22 protein-coding genes are annotated in these 22,504 nt (G+C 64.6%); 9 read left to right on the top strand and 13 right to left on the bottom strand.

Annotated elements, in window-relative coordinates; translation table 11 throughout:
- Positions 1 to 57: 57 nt before the first annotated feature.
- Positions 58 to 813 carry an ATP-binding cassette domain-containing protein gene (locus ACP7AX_RS04340; protein WP_131682769.1) on the bottom strand — a complete coding sequence of 252 codons (756 nt, stop codon included), beginning with the start codon at positions 811 to 813 and terminating at the stop codon, positions 58 to 60.
- A gap of 116 nt (positions 814 to 929) precedes the next feature.
- On the opposite strand from ACP7AX_RS04340, the gene ACP7AX_RS04335 reads away from it, so the two are divergent.
- The 4 genes from ACP7AX_RS04335 to ACP7AX_RS04320 all read left to right on the top strand — a co-directional run bounded on the left by ACP7AX_RS04335 (position 930) and on the right by ACP7AX_RS04320 (position 3,883).
- Positions 930 to 1,712 (top strand): TIGR00730 family Rossman fold protein, encoded by a 783-nt coding sequence (locus ACP7AX_RS04335; protein WP_131682768.1) that lies wholly within the window; start codon positions 930 to 932, stop codon positions 1,710 to 1,712.
- 45 nt (positions 1,713 to 1,757) lie between these two features.
- Positions 1,758 to 2,234 carry a DivIVA domain-containing protein gene (locus tag ACP7AX_RS04330; RefSeq protein WP_426225523.1) on the top strand — a complete coding sequence of 159 codons (477 nt, stop codon included), beginning with the start codon at positions 1,758 to 1,760 and terminating at the stop codon, positions 2,232 to 2,234.
- On the top strand, positions 2,231 to 3,481 hold the full coding sequence (locus tag ACP7AX_RS04325) for a hypothetical protein (RefSeq protein ID WP_426225522.1): 1,251 nt from the start codon (positions 2,231 to 2,233) through the stop codon (positions 3,479 to 3,481). The genes ACP7AX_RS04330 and ACP7AX_RS04325 overlap by 4 nt, the downstream gene beginning before the upstream one ends.
- Positions 3,482 to 3,715: 234 nt before the next feature.
- A complete protein-coding gene (locus tag ACP7AX_RS04320) occupies positions 3,716 to 3,883 on the top strand; it encodes a DUF3117 domain-containing protein (protein WP_009357720.1) in 168 nt (55 codons plus the stop codon).
- A 53-nt stretch (positions 3,884 to 3,936) separates the two neighbouring features.
- On the opposite strand, the gene ACP7AX_RS04315 is transcribed toward ACP7AX_RS04320, so the two are convergent.
- Positions 3,937 to 4,569 carry an O-methyltransferase gene (locus tag ACP7AX_RS04315; RefSeq protein ID WP_426225521.1) on the bottom strand — a complete coding sequence of 211 codons (633 nt, stop codon included), beginning with the start codon at positions 4,567 to 4,569 and terminating at the stop codon, positions 3,937 to 3,939.
- A gap of 227 nt (positions 4,570 to 4,796) precedes the next feature.
- Between ACP7AX_RS04315 and sigE the strand changes: the two genes are divergently transcribed.
- From sigE to ACP7AX_RS04300, 3 genes are all read left to right on the top strand, one after another.
- On the top strand, positions 4,797 to 5,414 hold the full coding sequence (gene sigE, locus ACP7AX_RS04310) for an RNA polymerase sigma factor SigE (protein WP_426225520.1): 618 nt from the start codon (positions 4,797 to 4,799) through the stop codon (positions 5,412 to 5,414).
- Positions 5,415 to 5,422: 8 nt separating this feature from the next.
- Positions 5,423 to 6,268 carry an anti-sigma factor gene (locus tag ACP7AX_RS04305; RefSeq protein ID WP_426225519.1) on the top strand — a complete coding sequence of 282 codons (846 nt, stop codon included), beginning with the start codon at positions 5,423 to 5,425 and terminating at the stop codon, positions 6,266 to 6,268.
- A 69-nt stretch (positions 6,269 to 6,337) separates the two neighbouring features.
- On the top strand, positions 6,338 to 6,754 hold the full coding sequence (locus ACP7AX_RS04300) for a Sec-independent protein translocase TatB (RefSeq protein WP_426225518.1): 417 nt from the start codon (positions 6,338 to 6,340) through the stop codon (positions 6,752 to 6,754).
- 42 nt (positions 6,755 to 6,796) lie between these two features.
- Here the strand turns inward: ACP7AX_RS04300 and ACP7AX_RS04295 are convergent, their stop codons facing one another.
- The 3 genes from ACP7AX_RS04295 to ACP7AX_RS04285 are packed head-to-tail and all read right to left on the bottom strand — an operon-like array spanning position 6,797 to position 10,043.
- Positions 6,797 to 7,924, bottom strand: coding sequence for an Mrp/NBP35 family ATP-binding protein (locus ACP7AX_RS04295; protein WP_426225517.1), 1,128 nt, complete (start codon positions 7,922 to 7,924; stop codon positions 6,797 to 6,799).
- Positions 7,925 to 7,936: 12 nt separating this feature from the next.
- Positions 7,937 to 8,767, bottom strand: coding sequence for a DUF1003 domain-containing protein (locus ACP7AX_RS04290; RefSeq protein WP_426225516.1), 831 nt, complete (start codon positions 8,765 to 8,767; stop codon positions 7,937 to 7,939).
- Entirely contained in the window at positions 8,760 to 10,043 is a 1,284-nt protein-coding gene (locus ACP7AX_RS04285) for a magnesium transporter MgtE N-terminal domain-containing protein (protein ID WP_131682761.1), read from the bottom strand. The genes ACP7AX_RS04290 and ACP7AX_RS04285 overlap by 8 nt, the downstream gene beginning before the upstream one ends.
- 76 nt (positions 10,044 to 10,119) lie before the next feature.
- Between ACP7AX_RS04285 and ACP7AX_RS04280 the strand changes: the two genes are divergently transcribed.
- Positions 10,120 to 11,085 carry a general stress protein gene (locus tag ACP7AX_RS04280; RefSeq protein WP_426225515.1) on the top strand — a complete coding sequence of 322 codons (966 nt, stop codon included), beginning with the start codon at positions 10,120 to 10,122 and terminating at the stop codon, positions 11,083 to 11,085.
- 109 nt (positions 11,086 to 11,194) lie between these two features.
- Here ACP7AX_RS04280 and ACP7AX_RS04275 read toward each other — a convergent pair whose 3' ends face one another.
- From ACP7AX_RS04275 to ACP7AX_RS04260, 4 genes are all read right to left on the bottom strand, one after another.
- Entirely contained in the window at positions 11,195 to 12,112 is a 918-nt protein-coding gene (locus tag ACP7AX_RS04275; protein ID WP_131682759.1) for an ABC transporter permease subunit, read from the bottom strand.
- Positions 12,109 to 13,092: an ABC transporter permease subunit gene (locus tag ACP7AX_RS04270; protein ID WP_131682758.1), complete on the bottom strand. Its 984-nt coding sequence runs from the start codon at positions 13,090 to 13,092 to the stop codon at positions 12,109 to 12,111. The genes ACP7AX_RS04275 and ACP7AX_RS04270 overlap by 4 nt, the downstream gene beginning before the upstream one ends.
- Before the next feature lie 33 nt (positions 13,093 to 13,125).
- Positions 13,126 to 14,496: an ABC transporter substrate-binding protein gene (locus ACP7AX_RS04265; RefSeq protein WP_426225514.1), complete on the bottom strand. Its 1,371-nt coding sequence runs from the start codon at positions 14,494 to 14,496 to the stop codon at positions 13,126 to 13,128.
- Between the two features lie 206 nt (positions 14,497 to 14,702).
- Entirely contained in the window at positions 14,703 to 16,289 is a 1,587-nt protein-coding gene (locus tag ACP7AX_RS04260; RefSeq protein ID WP_426225513.1) for an aminopeptidase P family protein, read from the bottom strand.
- A 68-nt stretch (positions 16,290 to 16,357) separates the two neighbouring features.
- On the opposite strand from ACP7AX_RS04260, the gene ACP7AX_RS04255 reads away from it, so the two are divergent.
- Complete coding sequence (locus ACP7AX_RS04255) at positions 16,358 to 17,218, top strand: PHP domain-containing protein (RefSeq protein ID WP_426225512.1); 861 nt, start codon at positions 16,358 to 16,360, stop codon at positions 17,216 to 17,218.
- On the opposite strand, the gene ACP7AX_RS04250 is transcribed toward ACP7AX_RS04255, so the two are convergent.
- The 4 genes from ACP7AX_RS04250 to thiE all read right to left on the bottom strand — a co-directional run bounded on the left by ACP7AX_RS04250 (position 17,204) and on the right by thiE (position 22,482).
- Entirely contained in the window at positions 17,204 to 18,103 is a 900-nt protein-coding gene (locus ACP7AX_RS04250; protein WP_426225511.1) for a DNA-methyltransferase, read from the bottom strand. The genes ACP7AX_RS04255 and ACP7AX_RS04250 overlap by 15 nt on opposite strands.
- An 8-nt stretch (positions 18,104 to 18,111) precedes the next feature.
- A complete protein-coding gene (locus ACP7AX_RS04245) occupies positions 18,112 to 19,869 on the bottom strand; it encodes a DEAD/DEAH box helicase (protein WP_426225510.1) in 1,758 nt (585 codons plus the stop codon).
- A 291-nt stretch (positions 19,870 to 20,160) separates the two neighbouring features.
- Positions 20,161 to 21,657 (bottom strand): RNB domain-containing ribonuclease, encoded by a 1,497-nt coding sequence (locus ACP7AX_RS04240; protein WP_131682753.1) that lies wholly within the window; start codon positions 21,655 to 21,657, stop codon positions 20,161 to 20,163.
- A gap of 78 nt (positions 21,658 to 21,735) precedes the next feature.
- Positions 21,736 to 22,482 carry a thiamine phosphate synthase gene (gene thiE, locus ACP7AX_RS04235; protein ID WP_426225509.1) on the bottom strand — a complete coding sequence of 249 codons (747 nt, stop codon included), beginning with the start codon at positions 22,480 to 22,482 and terminating at the stop codon, positions 21,736 to 21,738.
- Positions 22,483 to 22,504: the final 22 nt, after the last annotated feature.

Below are 22,504 nucleotides of genomic sequence, written 5' to 3'. Positions count from 1 at the left end.
ATCGGCCGTGGGTCACGGCCTGGATGCGAACTGGAGTGTGTGTTCGTTGATGGGTATTCAGTGGGTCAGCAGTTTGGACAGGAAGTCCTTGGCGCGTTCACTCTTGGGGTTGGTGAAGAATTCCTCCGGCGTGGCGTCTTCGACGATCTGGCCATCGGCCATGAAGACCACGCGGTCCGCAGCCTTCCGCGCGAAGCCCATCTCGTGGGTGACCACCACCATGGTCATCCCTTCCTTTGCCAGCTGGATCATGACGTCAAGGACTTCGTTGATCATTTCGGGGTCCAGCGCCGAGGTGGGTTCATCAAAAAGCATGACCTTGGGTTTCATGGCCAAGGCCCGGGCGATTGCTACGCGCTGCTGCTGACCGCCGGAGAGCTGCGCGGGGAGCTTGGGCGCCTGGTGTCCCACGCCCACCCGCTCCAGTAGCGCCATGGCTTCCTTGTCCGCCTGCGCCTTGGGCACGCCCTTGACTTTAATGGGCCCCAGCGTCACGTTTTCCAGGATGGTCTTGTGCGCGAAGAGATTGAAGGACTGGAAGACCATGCCGACATCCGCGCGGAGCTGCGCAAGCTCTTTGCCTTCTTCGGGCAGCACCTTGCCATCGATGCTGATGGTGCCGCCCTCAATTGTTTCCAGGCGGTTGATGGCACGGCACAGCGTGGACTTGCCGGAGCCCGACGGCCCGATAACAACAACAACTTCGCCCTTGCGGACATGGAGATTGATGTCTTTAAGAACGTGCAGCTGACCGTAATGCTTATTCACACCATTCAGGGAGACGAGCGCGTCGCCAGGCACAGGAGTAGTCATAAGAAGAATCTAGCGAACAATGCCTGTTTATGAGGTGAATCACCACAAAGTCGCGCGGATCGTGATTCAAGAGATACCTGCCGCCGCCAGCCCGGCGGTGGGTCTAGCCTTGGGAGATGAGCATCAACGCAGATCCGGCCAAAACTTCCCAGCCGCGCCGCAAGGGTCCCCTCGAACTTCGTCGTAAGCAAGCTGCCGTGGAAATGTCTGACCAGCATCTGCTTGATACCAAGGGCCCCGGTCAGTTCGTCCACACCGACCCCTGGCGGGTCATGCGGATCCAGAGCGAGTTTGTTGAGGGCTTCGGGGCCCTGGCGGACCTGGGGCCGGCCGTCAGTGTCTTCGGGTCAGCCAGGACAAAGCCGGGCAGCCAGTACTACGAAATGGGCGTCGAGGTTGGCCGGCATCTTGCGGCCGCCGGCGTGGCAGTTATTACCGGTGGCGGGCCCGGGTCCATGGAGGCCGCCAACCGCGGCACCGTGGAGGGGAACGGCGTGTCGGTTGGCCTGGGCATTGAACTGCCCTTTGAGCAGGGCCTGAACCAGTGGGTGGACCTCGGAATCAACTTCCGCTACTTCTTTGCACGAAAGACCATGTTCGTGAAATACGCCCAGGGATTCATCGTCCTGCCGGGTGGACTGGGCACCCTGGACGAACTTTTCGAAGCAATGGTCCTGGTCCAGACCCGCAAAGTGACCTCCTTTCCGATCGTGCTGCTTGGTGTCGACTTCTGGGGTCCAATGATCGAATGGATCCGCGGCACTCTGGTGGCTGAAGGCATGGTCTCCGAAAAGGACCTTGACCTGATCCAACTCGTTGATGATCCTGCTGAAGCGGTGGAGCGGGTGCTGCACGAAGGCATTACGCCCTCGCTCAATGGAGAGCAACGGCCTGAATAGCCGGCCCGCGCCGGCTGCCCATCGGGATCTGGCACGATGGATTCTGTGAGTTTTTTCCTGGTCTTCCTCGCCATTGTGCTGATCGGCGCCACTCTATGGGCCGGCACCGGTGGCCGCCGCGGCATTCTCCGGCGCTTCCGCCGGAGCGCTGTGCCCGCTACGGGAACGGACGACGCCGGAAACGACGTTGCCGCTGCGCCCGTCGCCGGAGGGGAATCACCGGAAGGGGGGCTCCTGTTCGGCGGGTTCGGACAGCCCCCAGCCAACCTCCCGCCCGTGTTGCTCCCCGCTGTTGCTGCCCCGGCTGACATCGATCGGGTCCGCTTTTCCCTGGGGCTCAGGGGGTACCGCATGGACCAGGTGGACCAGGTGCTGGACGAACTGCGCGATCAGCTCGCTGCCAAGGACGATGAAGTGGCCAGGCTCCGCGCCCGCCTGGCGGAGGCCGAACGCGCTGTTGCTGAACGCGTTGTTGCCGAACATGACGCAGAGCGCGCCGCCCGGCCGGAGTCCGGCACATGAGCACGGACACCGGCGACCGGACAGGCCCAAGAGCCTCGGCCGCCGCTGTGGCCGTCCGCGCCGCCAGTGCCCTCCAACGCTGGCCGTGGTGGCTGCAGGTCGGCGTACTTTATGCCGTCTCCCGGCTGGTCAGTGCCTGCATTTTCATGGCTGCAGCGCTTCACCAGGGCCCCAACCCCTGGTTTCCCCCGACGCCTGACTACTGGAACTTCATCAATATCTGGGACGCACGTTGGTACGGGCGGATCGTTACCGACGGCTACCCGTCCGTCCTTCCCACGGACGATGCCGGCAATGTGCAGGAAAATGCCTGGGCGTTCTACCCGCTCTTTCCAGCCCTGGCGCGGGCGCTGTCCGGGCTCACCGGGCTGGTTCCGGCGGCATCGCTGACGGTCATCGCCATGGCTTCCGGCCTGGCAGCAGCGCTGGCGGTCTACAGCCTTTTCCGGCACAAGGCACCGCACGGTACAGCCCTGTGGGGGGTTGCATTCTTTTCGGCTTTTCCCGTGTCCGCTATTCTCCAGGTGCCTTACGCGGAGCCGTTGACCATATTCCTGCTCGCCATTGCGCTGTTGTTGGTCATCAGGCACCGCTACCTCTGGGCGATGCCGGTGGTTATTCTGTTGTGCCTTTCACGCCCGGTGGGTGTTCCCTTTGCACTAATGCTGGGGCTCCTTTTTATCCTGCGGTTGGTGGAACGCCTCCGGGATACTCAGCCGGCTTCCACCCCCGGTATCCGTGAGCTGACATCGCTGGCCGGCCTCACCGCCGTCTGTGGTGTATCGGCTTTGCTGTGGCCGGCGGCGGCCTGGGCTGCCACCGGCGACATCGAGGCGTATACCAAGACCGAAACGGTGTGGCGCGGGCACGATCTTGTGCCCTTCAAGCCGTGGTTCGATACCGGCGCTGACCTCTTCGGGCCTGTCCTGGGATTGTTGGCACCCTTTGTTTTTGCCGCCCTGTTTGGACTCACGCTGTTTTCTCCGCCAGTAGTCAGGCTCGGCGTCGAGCTCCGGTTGTGGTGTGCCTGCTATATGGGTTACCTCCTCCTATTCCTGCACCCACAGACGAGCACGTTTCGAATGCTGCTTCCGCTCTTCCCGCTGGCTCTCGGCGCCGCATTGCTGTCCCGCTCCCGCGCCTACCGGGGGACGGTCATGACCATGTTTGTCCTGCTCCAGATCGTTTGGATTGTCTGGCTGTGGGCATGGGCGCCTTTGCCGGGCGGCGGTGATTATCCACCGTGATCCCGTGCGCCCGCGGTCGGGTCATTCGGAGAATGCGACGCGGCCGGAAATGTCCATCGATTAGCTACGTACGGGTAATTACGGGATAATAGTTAGTAAGCAAGGACAAAATCATTCAGAAATGTTCAGCCATGGCGGCATCAGTACGGGCCGCCATAGCGGCTTGATATGACCATGCGGACACAGCCCGCCCGGGCTGCTATGTCCTGGGACTAAATGGAGGGGAAATTCCTCATGGCGGCTATGAAACCACGCACCGGCGACGGCCCTATGGAAGTCACCAAAGAGGGCCGCAGCCTGATCATGCGCGTTCCGCTCGAAGGCGGCGGACGCCTGGTTGTTGAACTTAACGCGGCGGAAGCGGCAAACCTCAAGGAATGCCTCGTAGGCGTTACCGAATAAATCCCGTGACGTGACAGGGCCCGCAGCTGCAAGCTGCGGGCCCTGTGGTGTTTCTACTTCTTGACTGCTACCAACAGTCCATCGCCGGTGGGCAGCATCGCCGAGGCGAGGCGGTCGTCGTCGCGGATGGTTTTACCGACCTGGCGGAGTACAACCGTGTTGGCGTCCCGGGCAGCCGGGTTGGCAACACGGTCCTTGTCCAGGGCGTCGTTGATGATCAGGAGCCCGCCCGCCTTCAGGAGCCGGATTCCCTGTTCAACGTAGCCGGGCAGCCCGGGCTTGTCAGCGTCGACAAACACGAGGTCATAAGCGGCGTCAGTCAGCCGGGGCAGCACATCGCCCGCGCGTCCGGAAATGGTGCGTGTGCGGTTGGCCGGGCTGCCGGCTTCGGAAAACGCCTCCCGGGCGGCCTTAAGATGCTCCACATCAACGTCGATGGTGGTCAGCACGGCCTGCGGGCCCAGGCCCCTGAGGATGCACACGCCCGAAACGCCCGCCCCGGTTCCGATTTCGACGGCGGTCTGGGCCTTCGACCCCGCAGCAAGCACCGTCAGGACCGCTCCGACGCCCGGGCCTATCGGCGTCACGCCCAGTTCGAAGGAACGCTCCCTCGCCCTCAGCATGACCTCATCGTCGACGGGCAGATCTTCTGCGTAGGACCAGCTCGTGGACTTGTCGGCGCTCATGGGGGATTCGCTTTCTGGGCGGCAGGGGAGTGTTTAGTACAGCCTACTGGGTCCGCGCGTACCATCCCGGAAGGTCACCAGTTGCGCCTTTGGCTGAAAACAACCCCGGTCAGGTAATTCCCAGCCAATTTTGAAATGATTAGTATCCGGTCATCCGCAAGGCGGCCGGCGCCGAACCAGAGATGACAAGTATCCGGGCGTCAGCAAATGCACGAGGGGAGTGGACGATGTCAGCATCAGGCGTGGCAATTGTCCCTGCAACACAAGATACCGCCACCGAATGGGTCAGGCCCACATGGGAAGAAGTGGTGGCCAACCACTCCGCCAAGGTCTACCGCCTTGCCTACCGGCTGACCGGCAACAAGTTCGACGCCGAAGACCTCACCCAGGAAGTTTTCGTCCGTGTTTTCCGCTCGCTTGAGAACTTCAAGCCCGGCACACTCGATGGCTGGCTCCACCGAATCACCACCAACCTGTTCCTGGACCAGGCACGCCGCAAGAGCCGCATCCGGTTCGACGCCCTGGCGGAGGATGCCGAGTCCCGGATTCCCGGCCGGGAGCCCGGACCTGAGCAGAGCTTCGAACTGAATAATCTCGATCTCGATGTCCAGGCAGCCCTCGAGGAGCTGCCCCCGGACTTCCGCGCCGCCGTCGTCCTCTGTGATCTGGAAGGCCTGTCCTACGACGAAGTTGCAGCCGCCCTCGGCGTGAAACTGGGGACCGTGCGTTCCCGCATCCACCGCGGCCGCACCATGCTGCGCGAAAAGCTGGCCCACCGTGATCCCCGCCCGCAGCAGGCCCGGAAGCCAAAGCTGTCTCTGCCCCGCATCGCCAGCATCCTCTGATCGGCACCATGTCGCCCCAGAACCCCTTTGGCCGCCGGCACCACCGCGGCGCCGACCACCTGCGGACCTGCACGGAGTGCGCCGCAACGTTGAATCGCGAACGCCAGTACATTGAGCGGCTCAGGGAAGCACCTGTGCCGCAGGCAAGCGATGACCTGACCGCACGCCTGCTGGCCAGGACCGAAGTGCTCGCTGCCGCCCCGGAGCCTGCCACAGGCCAGCATCCTGCCGCCAGGGTCCTGGCTTTGACTGCCGGCGGTACCGCGGCCGCTGCCGGAATCCTTGCCATCAGCGCGTTCGCGCTGGCGGGAGACGCCCTCCCTGTTACTGCGACGGCTATGAACGGCAGCCTGGTCCAGCACACTGCCCGGCTACCGGCGGACGGGAGGGCGCTCAGTGAACCCCAGTTGTCAGCCCTCCGCTCCGAGGGCTGGGTGTGTCCGGGGCTGGAATCGCTCGGCTTCAAGCTCCAGACCGCCAAAGCCGTGACGCACAACGGCCGGCCGGCGGTGGAACTGCACCTGTCGGACGGACAGCACTACGCCACCATCGTCGAACAGCACTCCGCGGAGCCGGGCCGCAGCGTGGGCCAGTTGCTGGTCAGCAACGGCGCTCCCTGGACGGCTACCTATGAGACCGCCGCCGGGACGTTCCTGGTGACGTCTGACCTTCCCGCGGAGAAGGCGGATGACGCCGTTCCCTTGCTCCAGAAGCTCAGCGAGTTGGCTGCCGAGGGCATCAATGCCAGGGTCAGCGCCGGGCCTGCCTCCGCGCAGGCCACCGCCCCCGGGGAATCTCCAACGGCGCGGCTTGAACGGGGAATCCGTAAAATCGGAGAAATGCTCGGGCCGTGATCGCGGGCGCGTCTGCTGCCCGTGGACAGGAATCGTCAGTGGGGCTTCGGAGAGGGTAATCTTCCTAAAGTGTTTGGTATCAACGGCCCGGAGTTCTTCCTACTGCTGCTCATAGGCATCCTCGTGATCGGCCCCCAAAGGCTGCCCGAATACACCCAGAAACTCGCGAATCTGGTGAAGGAAGTCCGCCGCATGGCTTCAGGTGCGCGCGAGCAGATCAAGGAAGAAGTGGGGATCGACATCGATGATGTCGACTGGAAGAAATATGATCCCCGCCAGTACGATCCTCGGCGCATCATCAAGGAAGCCCTCCTGGACGACGACTCGAAGCCTGTCAGCTCCGGGGCACCTGCTGCTGTTGCGGCTGTCTCCGGCGCAGCCGCTGTTGCCGCCGGCGGAGCCGCAGCAGCTTCCGCCCGTCCTGAACGGGCGGTCCAGGTCCTGCCCCCGGGCGAAGCGGCACCTTTCGACACCGAAGCCACCTAGGCCGGCCCTTTAGCGCGGCTGTCCTTGGCGCGGCTGCACTTTTTAGCGCGGCTGCAGGCCGAGCTTCATCCCTGTCAGTCCACGCGGCCTGGCCGCCAGTTTGCCGGCAATCCCGGCCAGCGCGACGGCGGCCGGAGTCTCCGGCCGGCCGAGGACGATGGGCATCCCGGCATCGCCGCCCTCCCGCAGCAGGATGTCCAGCGGAATTTCGCCCAGCAGCGGCACCTCGGCGCCAACTGTGGCGGTGAGCCTCTCGGCGAGGACGGCGCCGCCGCCGCTTCCGAACAGAGCCATCCTGCCGCCGTCGGGCATCTCCAGGTATGACATGTTTTCAATGATTCCGGCCACAGACTGCCCCGTTTGAGTAGCGATCGCACCGGCCCGCTCGGCGACGTCGGCTGCCGCTGCCTGCGGCGTAGTGACCACCAGGATCTCCGCCTTGGGGAGCAGTTGGGCGACCGAAATGGCGATGTCACCGGTGCCGGGCGGCAGGTCAAGAAAGAGGGCGTCGAGGTCACCGAAATAGACGTCGGTCAGGAACTGCTCCAGGGCACGGTGGAGCATTGGTCCGCGCCACGCGACCGGTTGGTTTCCGGTCACAAACATGCCGATGGAGATGACTTTGACGCCGTAGGCGACCGGCGGCAGGATCATATCGTCCACGCGGGTGGGCGCCTGGGTGATGCCCATCAGGGCGGGGACGGAGAAACCGTAGACGTCGGCATCGACGATGCCCACGCGCAGGCCTTGGGCTGCCAGGGCGCAGGCCAGGTTGACGGTGACGGAGGACTTGCCGACCCCGCCCTTTCCGCTGGCCACGGCGAACACCTTGGTGAGGGAGCCCGGCTCGTTAAAGGGAATCCCGCGCTGGGCGCCGGCCCCGCGCAGCTGTTCCTTCAGCGCATCCCGCTGCGCCTGGTTCATCACTTTCAGTTCAACCTCGACGGCGGTCACGCCGGGAACTGCGGACAGCGCCCTTTCGGAGTCAGCAGTGATGGTGTCTTTGAGGGGGCAGCCGGCGATGGTAAGCAGGACAGCCACGCTGACGCGGCCGTCGTCGGAAATCTGCACCGAATCCACCATCCCAAGCTCCGTGATGGGACGGCGCAGCTCGGGATCGATCACGGTGGCAAGGGCAGCGTTGACTGACTGCTCCAATGTGGGACTCATTTTGTGCAGGGCTCAGCTTTCCGGGATTGGGGGCTGCTTGGGGGCGCCGGGATCCTTGTGGACCTGGTCCCTGCGGGCAGCTTCTGTGCCGGCAGCTTCTGTGCCGGCCGCCTCGGTGAGGGCCGCATCCTTGACGGCGGCGTCAGTGGGGCTCTCATCCCGGTACGCTGCATGGCTTGGTTTGACCTTCGGAATCTGCTGCGTGCGGGGGTTCCGCTGCTTGTCACGCTTTTCCTTGAGCTTTTCCTTGACCTTTTCACGCGGGGACTCGTGGGTTCCCGCGCCGGCGGGATCGTGGGTCCGGAGCTCCTCCTGTGCCTCCAGCAGGTCCTCCAGGAGCGAGCGCAGTTCGGCCCGGACGTAATCACGGGTGGCCACTTCGCGCAGGGCGATCCGGAGCGATGCCAGCTCCCTGGTGAGGTACTCGGTGTCGGACAGGTTCCGCTCAGCGCGCTGCCGGTCCTGTTGAAGTGACACGCGGTCGCGGTCGTCCTGCCGGTTTTGGGCCAGCAGCAGAAGCGGGGCCGCGTAGGAGGCCTGCAGGGAGAGCATCAGTGTCAGCAGCGTGTAGCCGAGGAGGCGCGAATCGAACTGCCACTCCTGCGGCGCCCACGTGTTCCACACCAGCCAGACCACAACGAACACCGTCATGTACACCAGGAACTGCGGGGTGCCCATGAACCGGGCGAAACCCTCGGTGGCATGGCCGAACGCGTCCGGATCAGGTGAGAACTTGGGCAGGATGCGCTGGCGGCCGCTCAGCGGGGTGTCCAGCCCGCCTTTGTCCGCATTCTTGGCCGGGGACCGCCGGCCCGGATTCTTTGGAGCGCCGCTATCAGCCAATGCGGCCTCCCAGCTTTCTTATCGGGGCTTCGCCATCATAGGCACGCCAGTCATCCGGCAACAGATGATCCAAAACGTCATCAACAGTCACCGCCCCCACAAGCCGGCCGGCGTCGTTGACCACAGGCAGGGAGTTCAGGTTGTAGGTTGCCAGGGTGCGGGCCACTTCACTGATGTGGGCCTGGTCCGACAACGGCTCAAGGTTCTTGTCCACGAGGTTGCCCAGTGGCTCGAACGGGGGGAACCGCAGGAGCTGCTGGATGTGGACCACGCCAAGGAAGCGACCGGTGGGGGTTTCCAGTGGCGGCCTGGTGATGAAGATCGACGACGCCAGCGCAGGGGAGAGCTCTTCGCGCCGGACGTGTGCCAGTGCTTCAGCCACGGTAGCTTCCGGGGGCAGGATGACCGGCACCGGGGTCATCAGGCCGCCCGCTGTGTCTTCGTCGTACTCGAGCAGCCGCCTCACGTCCTCGGCGCCTTCGGGTTCCATCAGCTGCAGCAGTTCTTCCGCCTGGGCGGACGGCAGTTCGCCGAGGAGGTCGGCGGCGTCGTCCGGGTCCATCTCCTCGAGGACATCGGCCGCGCGCTGGACGTCAAGGGCGGAGAGGATTTCCACCTGGTCGTCTTCCGGGAGCTCCTGGAGGACGTCGGCGAGCCTTTCATCCTGGAGCTCGCTGGCAACTTCGAAGCGGCGTTTGTCGCTCATTTCCTGCAGCGCCTCGGCGAAGTCCGCGGGCTTGAGGTCCTCGTGCGTGGCCACGAACTGGGTGGCGGCCTGCGGTTCGGTCCGGGCACCCTGGAGGGCGTCGGCCCAGTCGATGATCAGGGTTTCGTTTCGGCGCAGGCGGCTTAGCGGGGACAGGGAATGGCCACGGCGGACAAACAGCTTGCTGACGAACCAGTCGCGGGAGCGGTGCTGGTCCATGGCGATGTCTTCAATGGTGGCGTCGCCGCTGCCGTCCCTGAGGGTGACCCGTCTATCGAACATTTCCGCGACCACGAGCGTTTCCGCGCCGCGCTGCTCGAAGCGCCGCAGGTTCACCAGGCCGGTGCAGATGATTTGCGTCTGGTCGATGGAGGTGATGCGGGTCATGGGCACGAAGACCCGCTTCTTGCCCGGAACTTCGACGACGATGCCCACCACGTGCGGGGCGCCGCGGCTTCCGCGTGAGAGCACAACAACATCACGCAGCCGGCCCAGCCGGTCACCGAGGGGGTCGAAGACGTCCAGACCCAGGAGGCGCGCCACAAACACGCGTGTAGGAGTTGTACTCACCTCTACAGGCTACCGAGTCTGCTCACTTTTAGCTGAATTACAGGCGGCGCACATGCAGATGGGCAAGAATGGGAGTATGTCAAACATTTTTGGTGCTCCCAAGGCCGGCGGCGCCAATGCGCCGGACGACGCCCGCATGGTTCCCTCCGGTGACACCGTCGGTTCGTACAACTCCTACCTGGATGCCCAGAAGGCGGTGGACTACCTTGCCGACCAGCAGTTCCCGGTTCACATGGTGTCCATTGTTGGCAACGAACTGAAGATGGTGGAGCGGGTGACCGGCCGCCTCAGCTACCCCCGGGTGGCCCTCTCCGGTGCGCTCAGCGGCATGTGGTTCGGCCTCTTTGTTGGCGTGATGCTGTCCTTCTTCGCCCCGTCGCCGGGCTACTTCTCCATCCTGGCATCCGTGCTGATGGGGGCGGCCTTCTTTATGCTTTTCGGCATTGTCACCTATGCCATGCAGCGCGGGAAGCGTGATTTCACGTCTACCAGCCAGGTGGTGGCCACCAACTACGACGTCGTGGTGTCACCGGAAGCCGCCCATGAGGCGCGCCGGCTCCTGCAGCAGTTGCCCATGACCCGCTCCGATGCGGCCACTGGCGCCTACCGTGCTCCGGGCTACCAGAACCAGCCCTACGGCCAGCCCGGCCAGCAGGACGCGCAGGGCAGCCAGCCCGGCAACCAGGGCCAGCCCGGCAACCAGGGCCAGCCCGGTCCCCAGCAGGGCCAGCCCGGTCCCCAGCAGGGCCAGGCGCCGGTCCGGCCCGCCAGCTGGAACGATCCCTACGGGCAGCAGGGTGCCAGCAATCCTGCCGCTGCAGAAGCCGGGCAGCAGCATGTCCAGCAGGACAGTGCTTCCGCCCAGCCCGCCAAAGCGCCCGCTGCAGTCCGCTACCCCGATCTTCCCGACGGCCGCCCCCAGTACGGCGTGAGGGTGACGGACCAGCCAGCCTCCAGCGGGCCGGCCCCGGCTCAGCCCGCCGCCGACCAGCCCAAGGCCCAGCCGGAATCGGGCCAGGACCGCGGAGAATCAGCGCCTTAAGACACGAAGCGGCGTCCGTTTGAAAGAGGCGGCACCGTGGCGGAGGAACGCGTCAGGCCCGGGGGAGAGTATCCAACCCGGGCCTGACGCGTTAAGCGGTGTGGTGTTCTTACTTGACGCTGCCTGCCGTCAGGCCGCCAACGAGGTACTTCTGGAACATGAAGTACAGCACCACTACGGGAGCGGCGCAGACCAGGGCGGCGGCCATCAGCTGCGAATAGACCGGGATGGCGCCACCCTCGACGGCGGAGGCGAACACCTGCAGGGCAACTGCGGCCGTGTGGGTGTCCGGGCGGGTGAACACAGACGCGAACAGCACGTCATTCCAGCCCAGCAGGAACGCGAAGATGGCGGAAACGATGATCCCGGGCCAGCTCAGCGGAATGATGATCCGGAACAGGATGCCGATATTCGAGGCGCCGTCGATCCGGGCCGCTTCTTCGAGCTCCCGCGGCAGGCCGCGGAGGTAGGTGACCATGACCCACGTTGAGAACGGCAGGGCGAACGTCAGGTAGGCGATGAACAGGCCCCAGAGTGTGCCAATCACTGTCACGCCCAGGTAGGTGCCCGCGGAGGAGAAGAGCACGAACACCGGCAGCAGCATGAGGGTTCCCGGAATTGACTGGAGGCCCAGCAACCCGCGCAGCACGGTCAGGCGCCCCCAGAAGGAGAACCTGACCAGGACGTAGGCCGTTCCGATTGCCATGATGGCTGACACAATTGCAGTGGCGCCGGAAACAATCAGGCTGTTGCCGATTGCTTTGGCCAGCCCCACCGAGTCCCAGATCTTGCTGTAGCTGTCCAAGGAGAAGGAGCTGGGCCAGAACTCTCCGCTGGCCACGCCCACATCCGTGTTCAGTGAGGCCAGGAAGATGTATGCGATGGGGGTAAGGACCAGGGCGCACAGCAGGACCGTGATGATGGCCAGCAGCGGACGTGGCATGAGCCGGGTGACTTCAAGGGCTGCGTCACGACGGATGGGCTGTTTCTTCTGTTGCTGGATCGGACTTGCGGCGTCGACGGTCATTTTTTTCCTCCTTCGTGCACATCAAGCCGGACTGCGCGCAGGTAGATGAAGAGCGGAATGGCGATCAGGATCAGCGAAACCACTGCCATCGCGGCGCTGAGCCCGAACCGGAAGCTCTGGAAGCTGGTGACGTAGACCAGGATGGGCAGCACATTCACGTCCGCGGGCGCCGGTGCGCCAAAGAGCACATACGGGAGCGTGAAGTTGTTGATGTGGTTCAACGTGGCCAGCAGGAAGGCGAGCGAGACCGGACCCTTGAGGTAGGGGAAGATCACGTACCGCAGCTTGTTCCACCACAGAGCCCCATCCAGGGCCGATGCCTCGTGGACCTCGTGGTCCACCGCCTGCAGGCCGGAGAGCGCCAGCAGGTAAATGAACGGCCAGGCCGCCCAGATTTCCACCCACACCAGGGTCCAGTACGAGCTGGGTCCGTTGAGCCACAGCCCGCCGTCCATTCCCATGTTGTTCAGCGTGACATTGACGATGCCATCGGGCTGCAGCATGGTCCGCCACACACTTGCCACCACAAACGAAGGCAGGACGTAGGGGATGAGGAAAATGGAACGCACCAGGGCACGGCCACGGTAGGCATTCTGGGTAACGACGGCGGCAGCCACGCCCAGCGGGATGGTCACCACTGTGGAGATCACCGCGAAGGAAACCGAAAGCCAGATGGAGCGGAGCAGATCGCTGCTCATTGCAGCTTCAATGTAGTTCTGGATGCCAATGAACTCGGCACTGACCCATTGGCGAAGGGTGTACTGATCGAGGTCGATCAGGGACATCCAGATGCCCATGGCAAGGGGGACGAGGATGACGATGGTCATCAGGAGTCCGCCCGGAATCAGGAGCCAAAGCGGCCGGTTGCGCTCGCTCAGGCCTTTCCGGCGCTTGGGATTTTTCTCTGCGCCGGGTCCGGCGGCCGCCCCGGCCGCCGGACTGCTGTCCGACGGCCGGGGCTCGGTAACGCTGCTAGCCATGTGTCTTAACCTTCCGGAGGTGTTCGGTCGGTCTTACTTTTTGGCCCGGTCCAATGCTGTCTGCGACTTGGACTGCTCGTCCTTGAGACGCTGGGCGAGGTTGGAATCGCTGACGGAACCTGAGGAGAGGTCCGGAATGGACTGAACAACCACGTTGGTCAGGGACAGCTGGACATCGCCCCAGGCCCCGCTGAACGGCGTAGCAATTGATTTGGCGCCTGATTCAAGTGCCGGCGCGATCATCTCATTGGTCTCCAGTTCCTTGGCGGCTTCCTGGTTGGCGGGAAGCTGGCCGAAGACCTTGAAGTAGTTGAGCTGGACGTCCTTCTCGGTGATCATCTTGACGAACGCGAAGGCGAGGTCTTTCTGCTTGGAGTAGTCGGCTACCACGAGGTTGTCGCCGGAAAGGATGCTGGCGGCGGGCTTTCCGTCGGACGGGTTGGAGCTCTCACCCGGGGGAACGGTGGGCATCAGGGCGTACTTGTATTTGCCCTTGACGGCCGAGGCATCCAGTGCAGGGATGGACAACGGTGACGTCATGGGGAAGTAGGCAGCCTTGCCGGCGGCGAAGGCAGCAAGTGCCTGGGGGTTGGCCCAGCCCACCGAGGAGGGATCAACCACCTTGTCCTTGGTCACCCAGCCGAAGTAGGTTTCGTAGGCCTTCTTGGTGATGGGGTCATCAATGCGGACCTTGCTGCCGTCAATGATGGGGTTGCCGGCCTGGATGGACATGCCCCAGATGTATTTCCAGGGGTCGAAGTTGTCCTTGTAGGCCACCGCGATGCCGTACTGGTCACCCTTGGTGAGCTTCTTGGCGTGCTCCGTGAACTCGTCCCACGTGGTGGCCGGTTTCTCGATCCCGGCAGCAGCAAGCAGTTCGGTGTTGTAGGCCATCACAAACGGCCGGCTTACAAACGGGATCCCGATCTGGTTTGCCTCGTCCGGGCCGGAAATACCAAGGGCCGCGGGGACAAATTTGTCCTTGCCACCGAGCTGGTTCCACTCGTTGTCCCCCAGCTTCACAAAGGCTCCGGTGGAATATGCCGTGGGCGTGAATGTGGTGCCAAGGCCGTACACGTCCGGGCCCTGGCCGGAGACCACAGAGGTCTGGATCCGGGTCATCTCATCGTTGGCGGTAGCGAACGTTTCCCACTGGATGTCGGCTCCGGTCTCCGCCTTGAACTTGGTGCCCATCTCCTTGAACCAGGCCTGCTGCTCCTGGGGATACTGGGACGTGACGTTCATCAAAACGTTGAGCGTCTTACCGGTGCCGTCCACCTTGCCGGGCGTTGCTCCGGAAGTTTGGCCCGCGGACCCGCCTGAGCCGCCGCAGGCAGCGAGCATCAGTGCAGAGAGGGTCGCGGCGGCAATTGCACCGAGGCGACGTGGTTTTGACATACCCATGAAACTTCTCCTTTGAAGGCATAGATTGGCAGAGAACCGCAGCTAGGACACAGTCTACGATTTCTTTCTCCGGCCTCAGCGTATGCATCGGAAAAGTTCTTGGCAAGCGATTGCCAAGGAATTGTTATCGAAGTGTCATCCCGGGCCGTCTGGATAGCGTTATCCCGCGGCGTAGCGGTTCGAAGAACGTGTTGCCACCTTCTGGTTTAGTTGCCAAGCTCCAGGTTCACCTCGCGGTAGATTCCCTCCATCCAGGCCTCGACGTCGTCGGCCTTGCGGGGCAGTGCGGCACTGAGGTTGACGGGGCCGCCTGCCGTCATAAGGATGTCGTCCTCGATCCTGACCCCGATCCCGCGGTACTCCTCCGGGATACCCAGGTCTTCGTTCTTGAAGTACAGGCCTGGCTCGATGGTGAAGACCATGCCTTCGGTGAGGACGCCGTCGAGGTACAGCTCCCGCTTCGCCTGAGCGCAGTCATGCACGTCAAGGCCGAGGTGGTGGCTGGTGCCATGCGGCATCCAGCGCCGGTGCTGCTGCCCCTCGGGGCTCACTGCTTCCTCAACGCTCACGGGCAGCAGGCCCCACCCGGCGAGGCGTTCGGCCAGTACCGTGGTTGCCGCCGTATGGATGTCCCGGAATTTTGCGCCGGGCCGGGCTGCCGCGAAGCCGGCGTCCGCGGCGTCCAGGACGGCCTCGTAGACCTTTCGCTGGACGTCCGTGAACCGGCCGTTGGCGGGCAGGGTCCGGGTAACGTCTGCGGTGTACAGGGAGTCGGCTTCCACCCCTGCGTCAAGCAACAGCAGTTCACCGGCATTGATCCGGCCGGTGTTCCGGGTCCAGTGCAGCACGGTGGCATTGTTGCCGGCGGCGGCGATGGTGTCATAACCAAGTTCGTTGCCTACTTCGCGGGCACGCGCAAAGAAGGCACCTTCAACAACCCGCTCACCGCGGGCATGGGTCAGCGCGCGCGGAAGGGCCTTGACCACTTCGACAAACCCCTCCACCGTGGCGGCCACTGCGGTCTCCATCTGCTCAATCTCCCACTCGTCCTTCAGGAGGCGGAGCTCGGAGAGTGCTTCGGAGAGTTTTTCGTCCAGTGCATCGAGGACGGCGAGGTCCAGGTTCTCAGGATCCTTGGCGGTGTTGTAGCGCGCGGTGTCCACCAGGGCATCGATGTTCTCGTCAACCTTGCGGACGAGGCGGATGGAGATGCCGCCGATTTCGGGAGCGCCAACGTTCTTGGTGATAGCCCCTTCGAGTTCATCGATGTGGGCGGTGGCCAGGCCAAGGCGGGCTTCGAACTCTGCGAGCGTTGGCCGCGCGCCGATCCAGAACTCGCCGGAACGGGAGTCCGCGTAGAACTGCTCTGTATCCCTGCCGGCTAGGGGGCGGAAGTACAGCGTGGCCCGGTGGTGACCGCCGCCGTCGCCCGTTCCCTCAGCAACCGGTTCCAGGATGAGCACGGCGTCGGGCTCGTGATCCAGGCCTAGCCCCGTGAGGTGCGCGAAGCCTGAGTGCGGGCGGAAGCGGTAATCGCAGTCATTGGAGCGGACCTTGAGCGGGCCGGCGGGAAGGACCAGGCGTTCACCTTTGAAGAGGCCCGAGATGGCCTTGCGCCGGTTCGCGGCGTGCGGGGCGACGGCGTCGAGCCCGGGCAGTTCCTGGCTGGCGGGCGCCCAGTTGCTGGCCATAAAGGCCTTGAAGGCCTCCGAACTGGGCCGCTGCGAGCGGTTGTTGACGCGCTCGTCGAGGGGCTGGGATGCAGAATCAGGGGTATTTTCGGCAGAGTTCACCGCACCATCGTCTCACCAGCGGCCTGACCCGGCCACCGCACCCGCGCTCAGGCTACTAGGCTGGGCTGGTGAGGATTGACCTGCATGCCCACTCAAACGTTTCCGATGGCACGGAAGCCCCGGCCGATGTGATGGCTTCTGCTGCCCGGGCCGGCCTGGATGTCGTCGCGCTGACGGACCACGATTCCACCGATGGCTGGGCGGAGGCATCCGCCGCGGCGCTGGAAAACGGGGTGGCACTTGTGCCCGGCATGGAGGTTTCCTGCCGGACAGAGCTGGGCATCAGCGTCCACCTCCTGAGCTACCTCCACGATCCGGCCCACCCGGGGCTGCTCGAGGAAATCACCAAGGCCAAGGACGCGCGCCTTATCCGCGCTGAGCGGATGGTGACTCTCCTGGCGGAGGACTACCCGCTGACGTGGGATGACGTCATCCACCATGTGGCGCCCGGCGCCACGCTGGGGCGGCCGCACATCGCCGACGCCCTGGTTGCCGCCGGGGTTGTCTCAGACCGGGCCGAAGCGTTCTCATCGATCCTGACCTCGCGTTCGCGGTACTTTGTCCAGCACTACGCCCCCGATCCCGCCACAGCGGTCGAACTGGTCCGGTCCGCCGGCGGTGTCCCGGTATTTGCGCACCCGGTGGCGTCAGGGCGCGGCCGGGTGGTGGGGGAGCATACCTACCGGGAAATGATCGACGCCGGCCTGGCGGGCCTGGAGATCGAGCACCGCGACAATCCGGCGGAAGGCCGGGCGTTTCTCCACAAGCTGGCGGAACGCCACGGCCTGCTGGTCACCGGTTCCTCGGACTACCACGGCACGGGCAAGCCCAACCTGCTGGGGGAAAACCTGACAACGCCCGAGGTCCTGGCGCGGATCGAGGAGCTCGGTACCGGCACACCTGTGGTGCGCCGGTCAGCTTCCCGCTAGCTTGGCGGGAAGCTGGTCAGCCTGAAACGAAACGAACTCCGCCCGCGCGCCCAGCCGTTTGGCCATGACATCGATGGCCGGCTGGTTCTGGTCCACGCAGACAAACTTCCGGTCCAGCTTTGCCGCCACTGCCCCGAGGGTCCCCGAACCCGCGAAGAAGTCCAGGCACCAATCACCCGGGCGGCTTGAGGCAGCCACCACACGGCGGATCAGGCCCTCGGGCTTCTGGGTGGGGTAGCCGGTTTTTTCCTTGCCGGTGGGGGAGACGATGGTGTGCCACCAGACATCGGTGGGCAGCTTTCCGAGTTCGCGTTTGGCGGGCGTGACCAGGCCGGGTGCCATGTACGGTTCGCGGTCCACCTCGGCGTTGTCGAAATGGTATTTCGCCGGGTTCTTGACGTAGACGAGGATGTTGTCGTGTTTGGTGGGCCAGCGGAATTTCGCGCGCGCACCGTAGTCGTAGGCCCAAATGATCTCGTTCAGGAAGCACTCGCGGCCAAAGATCGCATCAAGCATGACTTTGGCGTAGTGGACTTCCCGGTAATCCAGGTGCAGGTAGAGCGTGCCGTCATCGGCCAACAGGCGCCAGGCCTCCACCAGCCTGGGTTCCAGGAAGGACCAGTAGTCACTGAACGCGTCGTCGTACCGGTGCAGTGCGCCCTTGATGGTGTCGTAGGAGCGCCCTTTGAAGCCCACGCGGTCGCCGTCACCGTCGGTGTTGAGCACCATTCGGGTTTCCTGGCGCTTCTGGACCCTGCCTGTGTTGAAGGGCGGATCCACGTAAATGAGTGTGAAGGCGCCGTCCGGCAGCGAGGGGAGGAACTCCGCGTTATCCGCGTGAACCACCAGGTTGCTGCCGTCCGGCGCCCAGACGGTGTCAGTCATTGAGATATTTAGGCCTCGGTGCTTCCGGGCTGCGAGCCGGTGTCGGCACCCGCCACCACTTCGCCGTTGCGGCGGCGGGTGCGTGTCCGGCTCCGGCGGGTACGCGAGGGCTGCTCGCCGTCCGACGGTGCCGTTGCTGCAGCTTCAACAGCAGGACCGGTCCCTGCCGGTGTTGATTCAGACGGACGACGGCGGCGCTCACCGGATCGGCCGGCTGAATCGCCGGTGCCGCGGGAGCTCCGGACGCGGTCGCGGCTGGTGTCACGGGCACTAACACGGGCGCCTTCACGGGCACCATCGCGGGCCCCGTCACGTGAGCCGCCGGAACGGGTGCTGCTGTCCCGGCTGCTGTCGCGTCCGCCGCTGCTGCTGCGGGTGTTCTTCTTTCCGGTCTCGCCCAGGTCCTCCAGGACCTCGGCATTGACGCCGGCCAGCGTGCGCTTGTTGCGGGGGAGACGTCCCTTGGTTCCCTCCGGAATGTCCAGCTCTTCGAAGAGGTGCGGCGAAGAGGAGTACGTCTCCACCGGCTCGGGGACGCTCAGGCCCAGGGCCTTGTTGATCAGGCCCCAGCGGGGCATGTCGTCCCAGTCAACGAACGTGACTGCGGTGCCCTTGTTGCCCGCACGGCCGGTACGGCCAACACGGTGCAGGTAGATCTTTTCGTCTTCGACGCACTGGTAATTGATCACGTGCGTGACGTCGTCCACGTCGATGCCACGGGCGGCGACGTCGGTGGCTACGAGGACATCGACCTTGTTGTTGCGGAACGCGCGGAGGGCCTGCTCGCGGGCGCCCTGGCCGAGGTCGCCGTGGATGGCTGCGGCCGCGAAGCCGCGGTCCACGAGTTCCTCTGCCACCTTGGCTGCGGTGCGCTTGGTCTTGGTGAAGATGATGGTGCGGCCGCGGCCGCGGGCCTGCAGGATACGGGCAACAACCTCGATCTTGTCCATGCTGTGGGCACGGTAGATGAGCTGGCGGATATCGCGCTTGGTGAGGCCTTCGTCGTCGGGATCGGCAGCGCGGATGTGGGTGGGCTTCGTCATGTAGCGGCGGGCCATGGCGACTACCGGGCCCGGCATGGTGGCCGAGAACAGCAGGGTCTGGCGGACCGCAGGGGTGCCGGCGATGAGCGTCTCGACGTCGGGCAGGAAGCCAAGGTCCAGCATTTCGTCGGCTTCGTCCAGGATGACCATCTTGACGTTCTTCAGCACGAGGTGCTTTTGCTTATAGAGGTCGATGAGGCGGCCGGGGGTGCCCACGACGATCTCGACGCCCTGCTGCAGGGCTTCCACCTGCGGCTCGTACGCGCGGCCGCCGTAGATGGTGGTGATGCGCGCGTTGCGCTTGCGGGAGGCAGTCTGGAGATCGTTGGCTACCTGGACTGCCAGCTCGCGGGTGGGGACGATGATCAGGGCCTGGGGCGCGCCAGGGACGGCGAGCTTGTCGAAGCCGGCGTCGTCCGGTCCCACCACGCGCTGCAGGGCGGGGATGCCGAAGCCGAGGGTCTTGCCGGTGCCGGTCTTGGCCTGGCCGATGATGTCATGGCCCGAGAGCGCCACCGGCAGGGTCATGGCCTGGATGGGGAAGGGGTGCGTGATTCCGGCGTCAGCCAGGGACTCCACAATATCGGCGCGGACGTTGTAGTCCGCGAAGGATTTCTCCTCGATCTCGTGCGGCTTCTCGTCCGAGATGATGGTCTCTTCGGGTTCGATCGTCTCGATGCCGGCGTCGTCAGTCAGCAGTTGGTGGGTATGCAATTCACTCACAGGGGAGTTTCCTTATTCATTTGGGCATTGGCGCTGCCTGCTCAACGGGCCGGCCGGGAGGCCGTTCCGGAGCACGCTCGAAGCGCGCAAGCAAATCCAGTGGAAGCCGATCGCGGGCTATCTAAATGCTGGCACTGGTGACCAACGGGTACATCTCAAGATCGCGTAGGGGCGGGCTTGTTGAATTCAAAATCAAGGAAATCAACGACCGGGCATCCATATCTACTTCTTCAGTCTAGCCGCAAGGACCCCAATTACCGGCTTTGGCCACGTCAAACCGGGTGTAAAGGGCTAGGGCAGCAGTTCGAAATGGACCTCACGGGTGGCGATGTCCGAAGAGATCAGGCGGACCCTGACCTTGGTGCCGGACTCCAGATCGCCCGCACACCGGGCCGTGACGGCGGGTTCGGCGATCTGGATGACTCCTGACGGGCCGTTCCCGTTCTTTCCGTTGCCGTTTTTGCCATTCCCGTTTTTGCCGTTGCCGTTGTCCTTCTGCGGTTTGGAACCTGAAATCACAATCGCATCGAAATCCTGGCCGATGTGGTTGACCAGCAGCGCGGCCTCCACGGTGTCCAGCGCCATCCGTTCCATCCGGGCCGCCAGTTGATCGGACCCTGCCATGATTTCCGGCAGGGACGGAAGTGCCTCCCGCGCCCAGTCCGGTACTGGCCGGCCGTTGCTCAGGGCCTCGCAGATCACGAGGACAAAGCGGTCGATCAGCCTGCGCAGCGGTGCCGTGGTGTGGGCATAGGCGGCGCCGATGGCGGACTGGATTGCGTCGTCGGGGACAGTCCCGTCAAAGGCGGTGTAGCTGGCGCCACGGAACAGCATTCCGGCGGAGTGCAGGATGGCCAGCTGCCGGGGGTCGGTCGGATTGAGGCTGCGGAGGTATTCGCCGTAGCTGATTTTTCCGTCCCAGGGCTTGCCCAGGGCTTCGGTCTGGATCCGGAAATGGCGCAGCGACCTCTCGTCCGGGGCCGGCATGGTGCGCAGGATGCCCACCTTCCCGTCAAGCATCAGCTTGGCGGCCGCCATCCCGGTCATCAGGGAAATCTGCGCATTCCAGTCCTCCACCGGCAGTTGGGGCGCCGCGGCAATCCGGTAGCCGCCGTCGGGCAGCTGGACGATTTCCTGTTCCGGCATGTTCAGGCTCGCCCCGCCGCGCTGGCGCTCCAGCTCGACGCGCTTGAGCCCCACTTCCTTCAGGAGCTGCAGCACCGGGTTCTCTGACCCGGCGTCCAGTTCGGCCTGGACACCCTTATAGGACAGCTTGGCCCGGCTGGACATCCTGGCCCGGCGGACCGCCACGGAAGAGACCTGGGCGGCATCGTCCAGGTCAAACTCCCAGACGAACGCGGAGCAGAGCTGGCCGGCCAGGAGGCTTCCCGCCCCTTCGCTGATGACCTCCGGGTGCAGCGGGATGCGGCCGTCGGGCGCGTAGAACGTCTGGCCCCGCCGGCGGGTCTCGGCGTCCAGCCCGCCGCCGGGGCGGACGAACGAGGGGACGTCGGCGATTGCATAAAGGACGCGGTACCCGGCGCCGCCGCGCTCAATGAACAGGGCCTGGTCAAGGTCAGTGGACGACGCCGGATCCACGGTCAGGAACTCCACGTGCGTCAGGTCCGCTTCGGGCAGTTCGTGCGAGGCGACGGCGGCCTCGGCGTCGCGGACCGCCTCTTCCGGGTAGGGCCCGGGCAGCTCCAGCTCAGTCCGGAGTGCACTCAGCGCCGCTTCCAGGGCGTTGGTGTGTTCGCGGACGTAGGGAGCTAAACGATGATGTGGCACAAAAGTCAGACTAGCCCGATTTCCGCTGATCGTGCACGCCTGGGCCCGCCGCGTGGCTGGTTTTCACGCGGCTCGGTATCAGGCGGCCCCCGCGTCAAGGGCGGCCAGGAGCGCTGCGGCCGCGGCCGCAGGATCGGAGGCCTCAGTGATGGCACGCACCACCACAATCCTGCGTGCCCCGGCGGCCACCACCTGTTCGACGTTGTCCAGGTCGATTCCACCGATCGCGAACCAGGGGACGGTGGCCTGCGTAGCGCCGGCATCGCGGACAGCCTGCGCGGCGTACTGCACCAGGTCTAGGCCAACGGCTGCACGCCCGGGCTTGGTGGGTGTGGCCCACACCGGACCGACACAGAAGTAGTCCAGTCCGCCGTCGGGCGTGGACAGGGCGGACGAGAGCCGCAGGGCGCCCTCCACCTGTTCCGTGGTGTGCGTGGAAAGCCCGATCAGGGCGTTTGTGCCAAGCAGCGAGCGGGCGGATGCCACCGGGAGATCCTGCTGCCCGATATGGAAGACCGGCGCGCCGGACAGCAGGGCAATGTCCGCTCGGTCATTGACTGCCCACAGCCGCCCGTGGCGCTCGGCGGCGGCCCGGAGTACCGCCAGCAGCTCCAGTTCCTCGGCCGCCTCGATCGTCTTGTCGCGGAGCTGAATGATGTCTACACCGCCGGCAAACGCCGCCTCCACGAACTCGCCAAAGTCCCCGCGGTCCCGGCGCGAATCGGTGCAGAGGTAGAGCCTGGCACTGACGGGGAGTCCGCTGGCGGGATCCGGTGCGGAGCCGGTGGCGGATGTGCTGGAAGAGGGTGCGGAAGTCACGTTCATGGAAGCCAGCCTAATTCCCCTA

The sequence above is a fragment of the Pseudarthrobacter sp. DSP2-3-2b1 genome, from assembly GCF_049895945.1.
In the GTDB taxonomy this organism is placed as follows: Bacteria; Actinomycetota; Actinomycetes; order Actinomycetales; family Micrococcaceae; genus Arthrobacter.
This window is presented reverse-complemented; position numbering and strand designations above follow the sequence as displayed.